This is a genomic window from Streptomyces sp. NPDC005485, assembly GCF_040606085.1.
Lineage (GTDB): Bacteria > Actinomycetota > Actinomycetes > Streptomycetales > Streptomycetaceae > Streptomyces.
Window position 1 is genome coordinate 1 of record NZ_JBEXDZ010000258.1, and the last position, 8,566, is coordinate 8,566.

7 protein-coding genes and 1 pseudogene are annotated in these 8,566 nt (G+C 72.9%); 1 reads left to right on the forward strand and 7 read right to left on the reverse strand.

Annotation, left to right across the window (positions count from 1 at the left end; translation table 11 throughout):
- The 7 genes from ABZS97_RS42470 to ABZS97_RS42500 all read right to left on the reverse strand — a co-directional run.
- A partial coding sequence (locus tag ABZS97_RS42470) for a beta-ketoacyl synthase N-terminal-like domain-containing protein (protein WP_356148780.1) occupies positions 1–873 on the reverse strand: 873 nt, incomplete at its 3' end.
- A complete protein-coding gene (locus ABZS97_RS42475) occupies positions 870–2,144 on the reverse strand; it encodes a beta-ketoacyl-[acyl-carrier-protein] synthase family protein (RefSeq protein ID WP_356148782.1) in 1,275 nt (424 codons plus the stop codon). The genes ABZS97_RS42475 and ABZS97_RS42470, both read right to left, overlap by 4 nt.
- Before the next feature lie 61 nt (positions 2,145–2,205).
- On the reverse strand, positions 2,206–2,457 hold the full coding sequence (locus ABZS97_RS42480) for an acyl carrier protein (protein ID WP_356148785.1): 252 nt from the start codon (positions 2,455–2,457) through the stop codon (positions 2,206–2,208).
- A 125-nt stretch (positions 2,458–2,582) separates the two neighbouring features.
- Positions 2,583–3,443 (reverse strand): ABC transporter permease, encoded by an 861-nt coding sequence (locus ABZS97_RS42485; RefSeq protein ID WP_356148788.1) that lies wholly within the window; start codon positions 3,441–3,443, stop codon positions 2,583–2,585.
- Positions 3,440–4,417: an ATP-binding cassette domain-containing protein gene (locus tag ABZS97_RS42490; RefSeq protein WP_356148791.1), complete on the reverse strand. Its 978-nt coding sequence runs from the start codon at positions 4,415–4,417 to the stop codon at positions 3,440–3,442. The genes ABZS97_RS42485 and ABZS97_RS42490 overlap by 4 nt, the downstream gene beginning before the upstream one ends.
- Positions 4,414–4,620: an MbtH family protein gene (locus ABZS97_RS42495; RefSeq protein WP_356148794.1), complete on the reverse strand. Its 207-nt coding sequence runs from the start codon at positions 4,618–4,620 to the stop codon at positions 4,414–4,416. The genes ABZS97_RS42490 and ABZS97_RS42495 overlap by 4 nt, the downstream gene beginning before the upstream one ends.
- Positions 4,621–4,701: 81 nt before the next feature.
- Complete coding sequence (locus ABZS97_RS42500) at positions 4,702–8,448, reverse strand: amino acid adenylation domain-containing protein (RefSeq protein WP_356148797.1); 3,747 nt, start codon at positions 8,446–8,448, stop codon at positions 4,702–4,704.
- 17 nt (positions 8,449–8,465) lie between these two features.
- Here ABZS97_RS42500 and ABZS97_RS42505 point away from each other — a divergent pair.
- Positions 8,466–8,566, forward strand: a pseudogene (locus ABZS97_RS42505) (DNA-binding transcriptional regulator); the annotation flags it as partial.

Genomic DNA, 8,566 nt, shown 5'->3' on the forward strand with positions numbered 1-8,566 from the left:
CGCGCACGGGACGGCCGCCCACACCTCGTCGGCGCCGACCCCGGCGCGCTCCAGGGCGCGGCGGGCGCAGGCGGTGACGGCGGCGCCCGGGTCGTCGTCGATGTCGACGCGGGTCTCGACGCTCAACACCGCGGCCAGCGGTGGGCGTTCGGCGCTGCCCGCGTGCTCGACCAGGAAGAGGCCGCAGCCCTCACCGAGCAGCGCGGCCTCGTCGCCGGGCGCGGCAGCGGTGTGCTCGATCCAGGCGTGGGCGGCGGAGAACTCCTCGGCGGAGCCCACGAGGTACTTGGTCGCGCGGCCCTGACTCATCAGGCGGCGCGCGTAGTTGAGGGCGAGCAGTCCGCTGGCGCGGCCCCCGGCGACCGTGGTGTTCGGGCCCTTGAGACCGTGCCGGATGGCGGTGGCGCCGGCGGCGTGGTTGAGGCTGCCGAAGGGGATGCGGCCCGCGTCGACGTAGAAGGGGCGCTCGTTGGTGTACGACTGGCGCAGGAAGTCGGTGACGTTCTCCAGGCTGCCCATGCTGATGCCGAGGACGACGCCGGTCTTGTCGTCGGTCTCCACCGCCGGGTTGCCCTCGGCGTCCAGGAGCAGGCCGTCGGAGGCGACCAGGGCCAGCGCGGTGAGCCGGTCCATCTTGGCCGTGCCCTTCTTGCCGAGCAGGCCCTGGATGTCGAAGCCGGGCACGGTGCACACGTCGGAGGAGGGCAGCGGGCCGAGGCCCGCGTCCGCCTTCACGGCCGCCTTGGCGCCGCCGCGCACGCCCGCGGCGAACTCCGTACGGCCGAGGCCGTACGGCGAGACGGCCGACCATCCGGTGATGACGAGCGTCTGGGGCGGCAGCGGGGCCGCCGGGGTGGCGCTTGCGGTGGTCATGGTCGGACTCGCTCCCCGTACATGCCGAGAATCAGGATGGCGTTGTTGCCCGCGAAGGCGCTGGAGTTGTTCTGCACGATCCGGACGTCCGCGTCGACCGCCTTGTTGGGCACGACGTCGAGCGGGCACTCCGGGTCGGTCTCCATGTGGTTGATGGTGGGCGGGATGAACCCGTGCTCGATGGCGAGCCCGCAGGCGATGGCGCCGAGCGCGCTGGCCGCACCCATCGAGTGGCCGAGCATCGACTTCACCGCGACGGTGCGCGGCGGTGTGTCGCCGTACACGTCGAGGATGGCGGCCGACTCGGTACGGTCGTTGGCCTTGGTGCCGGTGCCGTGCGCGGAGATGAAGTCGATCTCCTGCTCCTTGACGCCGGCGTCGTCGAGGGCGAGGCGGATGCCGCGCGCGATGCCGTCGCGGTCCGGGGCGGTGGGGTGGTTGGCGTCGCAGCTGAGGCCGTAGCCGAGGACTTCGGCGTAGATGTGCGCGCCGCGTGCGAGCGCCGACTCCAGGCTCTCCAGGACGAGGATGCCCGCGCCCTCGCCGGTGAGGATGCCCTTGCGGTCCTTGTCGAAGGGGCGCACCACGTCCGGGGTGAGCGCGCCGAACCGCTTGAAGAGGGCGAACGCCTTGCGGCACACGGCGTCGGCGCCGCCGCACAGCGCGATGTCGACGTCGCCGGAGCGGATGGCGTCCAGGCCGTAGCCGATGGAGTAGTTGCCGGCCGCGCAGGCGGTGGTGATGGTCGTGGGCTCCACGTTCGGCATGCGCAGCTCGCGGGCGATGACGGTGGTCAGGCGGCCCGCGTTGATCCGGCGGGACAGCACCGGGTCCATCGCCTCGGGGTCCCCGGCGGCGATCTCCTGCTCCACCAGGACGCCGATGTCGTGCGACTCCCCGTCGGTGGTGCCGACGCTGATGACGGCCTGCCGTTCGCCCAGGTCGGCCTCGGTCAGCCCGGCGTCCTCGACGGCCATCCGGGCGGCGGCGACGGCGTACTGCCCGGCGCGGCCCATGTCGTCGAGAGGTACGTTGCGGATCCAGCGCTCCGGCTCGAAGTCGGGGACCTCGCAGGCGATGTTCTGGCCGAACCCCTCGGTGGCGAAGCGGGTGATCGGCCGTGCGCCGGAGCGGCCGGCCCGCAGCCCCGCCGTGTACTCCTCGACGCCCGTGCCGATGCTGGAGATCGCCCCGAAGCCGGTGAGGACGACCCTGCGGCGACCCGTCGGCGCGGGGATCGGGGGTGCCGCTGGTGACTGTGCGGTGGACATGGGACTCCTTAAGCGGTGGGATGCCTGGAGGTGGGGGAACCGGAGCCGGAACCCGCGCCCGTCACCAGCCGGCGGCCTCGGCGGTCACCTGGTAGGTGGCTTCCACGTTCACCATCTTGGGAAGCTCGTTCATGTCGATGACGATGGAGTACTCCATCTCCAGGGCGCTGAGGACATCGATGAGCTTGAGCGAGTCGGCGCCCAGCTCGTCGATGAAGAGCGCGGTGTCCGAGAGCTCGTCGACCTCCATGTCGATGTTCTCGGCGACGATTTCCTTGATACGGGTGAGACGCTCGGGCGCCACCGTCGTCATGCTCGTTCCTCCGTTTTGACAGGTCTCGCGAATTTCCTGAATTGCTTCTCGAAGAAAAAGTAGTCAGCGCCGATGACGGGTCGATGACGTCCAACTGACTGCTCACTGACGGCCGTTGCCGCGCGCTACCCCACGGCCCGGCGGAAGCCCCGCACGCTGCCCGCCACCGCGATGACCAGCAGCGCCGACAGGGTGATGGCGGTGACCAGACCGGGGTGGTGGGACGGGAATCCGCCGCCGGCCGCGCCCGCCGGGTCATTGCCCCACAGCCGTCGGCAGGTGGTGATGACGGAGGTGACGGGGTTCCATTCGGCCACCGGCCGCAGCCATCCGGGCAGCCCGCCGACACCGACGTACGCATTGGAAAGGAAGCTGAAGACGACAAGGACGAGTGCGCCCGTGCCGTCAATGGCCTCGACGTTTTTCTGGGTGGTGCCGAGCAGAATGCCGACCCACAGCATGGTGTAAATGAAGGCGAGCAGGACGCCGAATCCGGCGGCGGTGCGCAGCAGTCCCTCGTGCGGCCGCCAGCCGACGCCGAGGCCGACCAGCGACACCGCCGTCAGGCTGACCACGCCGACGAACAGGTCGGACAGGGTGCGGCCGATGAGTACGGAGCTCGGTGCGATCGGCAGCGAGCGGAACCGGTCCACCAGGCCGTGCTGCAGGTCGAGTGCGACGCCGATGGCGGTGGGACCGACGCTGGTCAGGCCGACCTGGATGGCGATGCCCGCCATGATGAAGTCCTCGTAGGCGACGCCGCCGGGGACGTTCATGGAGTTGCGGAAGAGGTAGCCGATGGCGATCAGCATCACCAGCGGATTCATCGTGACCAGCACGAGCCGCCCGGGCGAGCGGCGCAGATGCGTCAGATGGCGTCCGGCCAGGGCGAGGGTGTCGCCGAGGTAGCCGAGCAGTGCGCCCCTGGACTCCGCGGCGCGGACGGGCGTACGACCGCCGGGCGCGGTGGCGGTGGCCGTGGTCATCGCTGGACCTCCTTCTTCCGTCCCGCGCCCGTGAGGTCGAAGAACACGTCGTCGAGCGTGGGCCTGCGGATCTCGAAGCCGACGGTTTCCACGCCCTTGTCACTCAGGGCCGTGGCGGCGCGCGCGACTTCGTCGAGGCCGCCGTCGGCGAGGTGCACGGAGACGCGGGCGGTGGCCTCGTCGGCGACCGGGGGCTGGGGGCCGCCGAGCGTGGCGAGGGCGGCTACCGCGTCGCCGAGGCTCTCCGGGCGGGCCACGGTGACCTCCAGGCGCTCGCTGCCGACCTGGCGCTTGAGGGACTCGGGGGTGCCCTCGGCGATGACCCGGCCGGCGTCGATCACGGCGATGCGGTCGGCGAGTTCGTCGGCCTCCTCCAGGTACTGGGTGGTGAGGAGGATGGTCACGCCGTCGGCGACCAGGGCGCGCACCACGTCCCACAGGACGGCCCTGCTGGTGGGGTCGAGGCCCGTGGTGGGCTCGTCGAGGAAGAGCACCTCGGGTTCACCGATGACGCAGGTGGCGAGGTCGAGGCGGCGGCGCATACCGCCCGAGTAGGTGCCCACGGGCCGGTCGGCGGCCTCGGTGAGCTCGAACCGGTCGAGCAGTTCGGCTGCGCGGCGGGCCGCTCCGCGCCGCCCGAACCGCAGCAGCTTGGCGAGCAGGACCATGTTCTCGCGGCCGGTGAGGAGTTCGTCGACGGCCGCGTACTGTCCGGCGAGGCCGATGCGCCGCCGTACTTCCTTGCTCTGGCGCACCACGTCGTGCCCGGCGACGGTGGCCCGGCCGCCGGACGGGTCGACGAGGGTGGCCAGGACGCGGACGGTGGTGGTCTTGCCGGCGCCGTTGGGGCCGAGCACGCCGAGGACGGTGCCGGCGGGCACCGACAGGTCGATGCCGTGCAGGGCCGTGTGGGTGCGGTATTTCTTCTGCAGCCCCTCGGCGAGGATCGCGATGTCGGACGAGGACACGCTCATCCCGCCTGACGCTGAAGGCTGAGCGGGCGCATGTCCGTCCAGTTGCTCTCGACGTACGCGACGGCGGTGGCGCGGTCGCTCGCTTCGAGCTTCACCTGCCAGCCGTCGGGCACGGCGGCGAAGGACGGCCACAGGGAGTGCTGCCCCTCGTCGTTGACGAGGACGAGGAACGTGCCGTCTTCGCTGTCAAAGGGGTTGGCCATGACGGTTCTCCAGATCTCGGGTCGTGGTGCGGATACGTGCGTGGAACGCGTACGCGCAGAGGTGTGCGGGTCGGTGTGGGGTCAGGTGAGTGGGGACGGCGGCGTCCGCCGGGCCGCGGCCAGGGCGGCGAGATCGCGCTCGACGGTGCGTGCGATGACTCCCGCCGGGTCCGGGCGCAGCATCTGCTGGTGGCCGCAGTCCACGTCGTGCCGGTCGAGGCCGGCTCCGAGGTGCGGCTCCCAGCTCTTGGCCTTCAGGGCGCGCTCGTCGGGGGTGAGGCGGTCCGCGGCGCTGTCGCCGGTCGCGAGGAACAGCGTCATGGCGCAGCCGTCGAAGCGTCCCGGGGTGAAGCGCTGGAACAGTTCCAGGTTGTTGCGCATGACCTTCAACAGCCGCTCCAGGGTGGCCTGTTCGAGGGCGGCCAGCGGTCCGCCGGAGCGGGCGAGGTGTGCGGCGACGGCCTCCGGGGTGAGCTGCCCGAGCCCGGCCGCGTCGACGCCTGCCTCCGCGAGGAACTCGGCGAGGAACTCCTCGTCGGCCGGGCGGACGCCGTCCGCGTCGTCGGGGTAGGCGTCCAGGTTCGCCAGGTACGCCACCTCCTCGCCCGCCTCGCGCAGCCGTACGGCCATCTCGTGGGCGACGACACCGCCGTAGGACCAGCCGAGCAGGTGGTAGGGGCCCTCGGGCTGGATGCTTCTGATCCGGTCCAGGTAGTCGTCGGCGACCTCGCGCAGGTCGCGGGGCAGCGGGTCCGCGGCGCCGAGGCCGCGTGCCTGGAGGGCGTGGACGGGCTGTTCTGCGTCCAGGTGCTCGGCGAGCGCGGCGAAGGGGATGCCGAAGCCGAGGCCGCCGTGCACGCAGAACAGCGGGGGCCTGCTGCCGGCGGTGCGGATCGGCAGGACGGGCCCGAGCAGGTCGAGTCCCTCGCCCGCCGTGTCCGCGCTCGCGGCGAGGGCGTCCAGGGTGCGGTGCTCGAAGACCGCGGCGAGGCTGATCCGCAGCCCGGCGCGGGCGGCGGTGTTGACCAGCCGGATGGCCTTCAGGCTGTCACCCCCGAGGTCGAAGAACCCGTCGTCCGGGCCGACTTGGCCGATGCCGAGGACCTCTTGGACGGCCGCGCACAGCAGCTTCTCCCGGTCGGTGCGGGGCGGGCGCGAGGCGTGGGTGCCGGGCGCCTTCGTGGGACGGTCGGGCGCGGGCGGCAGGGCCTTCACATCGAGCTTGCCGTTGGCGTTGAGCGGCAGTTCGGGCAGCGGGACATAGCCGGCGGGCACCATGTAGTCGGGCAGCGAGAGCGCCAGGTGGCGTTGCAGGGCGGCCGGTTCGGGGGCGGCGCCGGGCGCGGGCACGACGTAGGCGACCAGGCTTCGGGGGCCGCCGCCGGGTGCGGCGGGGGCCAGGACGGCGGCGCGGGCGACGGCCGGGTGGGCGGCCAGGACGCGTTCGATCTCGCCGAGTTCGATGCGGTAGCCGCGGATCTTCACCTGCTGGTCGGCGCGGGCGACGTAGTCGATGCGCCCGTGCGCGTCCCAGCGGACCAGGTCGCCCGTCCGGTACATCCGGGCGCCCGCCGGCCCGAAGGGACTGGCGACGAACCGCTCGGCGCTCAGCGCGGGCCGGCCGAGGTAGCCGCGGGCCAGGCCCTCGCCCGCGAGGTACAGCTCGCCGACCACACCGCGCGGGACGGGCCGCAGTGCCTCGTCGAGGACGTAGGCGCAGGTGTCCCCGATGGGCAGCCCGATGGGAACGGAGACTCCCGACTCGCCGGTCTCGGCGGTGTCCTGGAGGGTGGCGAAGGTGGTGGTCTCCGTCGGCCCGTACACGTTGAACACACGGGTGCCGGGCAGCGCGGCCCGCAGCCGTCGCAGGTGCTCCCCGGAGTGCGCCTCGCCGCCGGTGAGCAGTGTCCGCAGCGGGGCGAGGGCGCCGGGCCGGGTGTCGGCGACGGTGTTGACGAACTGCGTGGTGAGGAACGCGACCGTCACCTCCGCCCGGCCGAGGAACGCCTCCAGGGCCTCGGGGTCGGCGGGCCCCGGCGGGCTGACCGCCAGGCGCGCTCCGTGGGTGAGCGGCCCCCAGATCTCGAAGGTGGAGGCGTCGAAGGCGACGGGCGCGAAGTACAGGAAGGTGTCGTCCCGGCCGAGTTGCAGGCCCGGCAGTCCGTGCACCAGGCGTACGGCGGCGCGGTGCGGGACGGCGACGCCCTTGGGCCTCCCGGTGGAGCCCGAGGTGTAGATGACGTACAGCAGGTCGTCGGGGTCGATATGCACGGCGGGCGGCGGGCCGGCGGGCAGCGCGGCGAGCGCGGAGCGCGTGCCGGGCGCGTCGAGGACGACACGGGCGATGTCCGCGCCCAGGTCCGTGAGGCCGTCGGCGAGGGACTCCTGGGTCAGCAGCAGGCGGGCGCCGCTGTCCGCGAGCATGTCGCGGACCCGCTCGCGCGGGTAGGAGGGGTCGACGGGCAGATAGGCGGCGCCGGTCCTGGCGATCGCCAGCAGGGCGGTCACCACGGCGGGGCCGCGCTCCAGACGGAGGGCCACGAAGTCACCTCGGCCGACGCCCCGGTCGGTGAGGAGGCGGGTCAACCGGTTGGCTGCGGCGTCCAGTTCGGCGTACGTCGTGGTGACGAGCCGGTCGGGGGCGCCGGGCTCGGTGTGGACGAGGGCCACGGCGTCGGGGGTGGCGGTGATGTGCCGGGCCACCAGGTCCGTGATCGTGGTGTCGGGCGCGCCGAGGCGGTGGGTACCGCGGGCCAGGAGCTCGGTGCGCTCGGCGGGGTCGAGGATGTCCAGGCGCGACAGCGGCCGGTCGGGCTCGGCGAGCGCGGCGGTCAGCAGCCGCAGGTAGGCGTCGGTGACCCGGCGGGCGGTCGCGGCCTCGAAGAGGTCGGTGCTGTACTCCACGGTGAGCGAGAGCCGCGGTTCGCCCGCCTCCGGGCCGGCCACCGCTTCCGTCTCCTCGACGACCTGGAAGAACAGGTCCCACTTGGCGGTGCCCTCGGGCACCCGCTCGGGGGAGACGGAGACGCCCGGGCCGGCGGCCCTGGCGTCCGCACCCTGCGCGCCGGCTGTCTGCTGGAAGCCCAGCATCACCTGGAACAGGGGATGTCGGGACATCGAGCGTTCCGGGTTGAGGGCCTCGACGAGCTTCTCGAAGGGCACGTCCTGGTGGCGGTAGGCCGCGAGGTCGTGGTCCTTGACGCGTTCGGCCAGGGCGCGCAGGCCGGGGTCGCCGGAGGTGTCGGTGCGCAGGACGAGCGTGTTCACGAACATGCCGACGAGGTCGTCGAGGCGTTCGTCGGTGCGGCCCGCGACGGGGCTGCCGAGCGGGATGTCGGTGCCCGCGCCGAGCCGGGTGAGCAGCGCCGCGAGTCCGGACTGCAGCAGCATGAACACGCTGACGCCCCAGCGTGCCGCCGTCTGCCTGAGCGCACGGCCGAGCGCGTCCGGGACGGTGGCCCGTACGGCGCCGCCCCGGTGGCTGGCCCGGGCGCCCCGGACGAAGTCGAAGGGCAGCGCGAGCTCTTCCGGCAGCCCCTCCAACACGCCGGTCCAGTAGGCGAGTTGGCGGGAGAGTTCGCTGTCGGGGTCGCTGTCCTCGCCGAGCACCTGCCGCTGCCACAGAGCGTAGTCGGCGTACTGCACGGGAAGCGGGGGCAGGGCGGGTGCGCGGCCGGTGCGCCGTGCCTCGTAGGCCTCGGTCAGGTCGCGGGTGAGCGGGGCGAGGGACCAGCCGTCGGCGGCGATGTGGTGGACGACGAGCAGCAGCACGTGCTCGTCGGGGCCGAGCGCGAACAGCCGGGCCCGCAGCGGGACGGACGTCTCCAGGTCGAAGCCGTGTGCCGCCTCGCCCGCCCCCGCGGAGGACCTCGCCGCCTATGTCTCCCGGGGCGTCTCCGTGCGCGCGTACGCCTCGCATGCCGTCGTCCGGCTGTTCGTGCCCGTG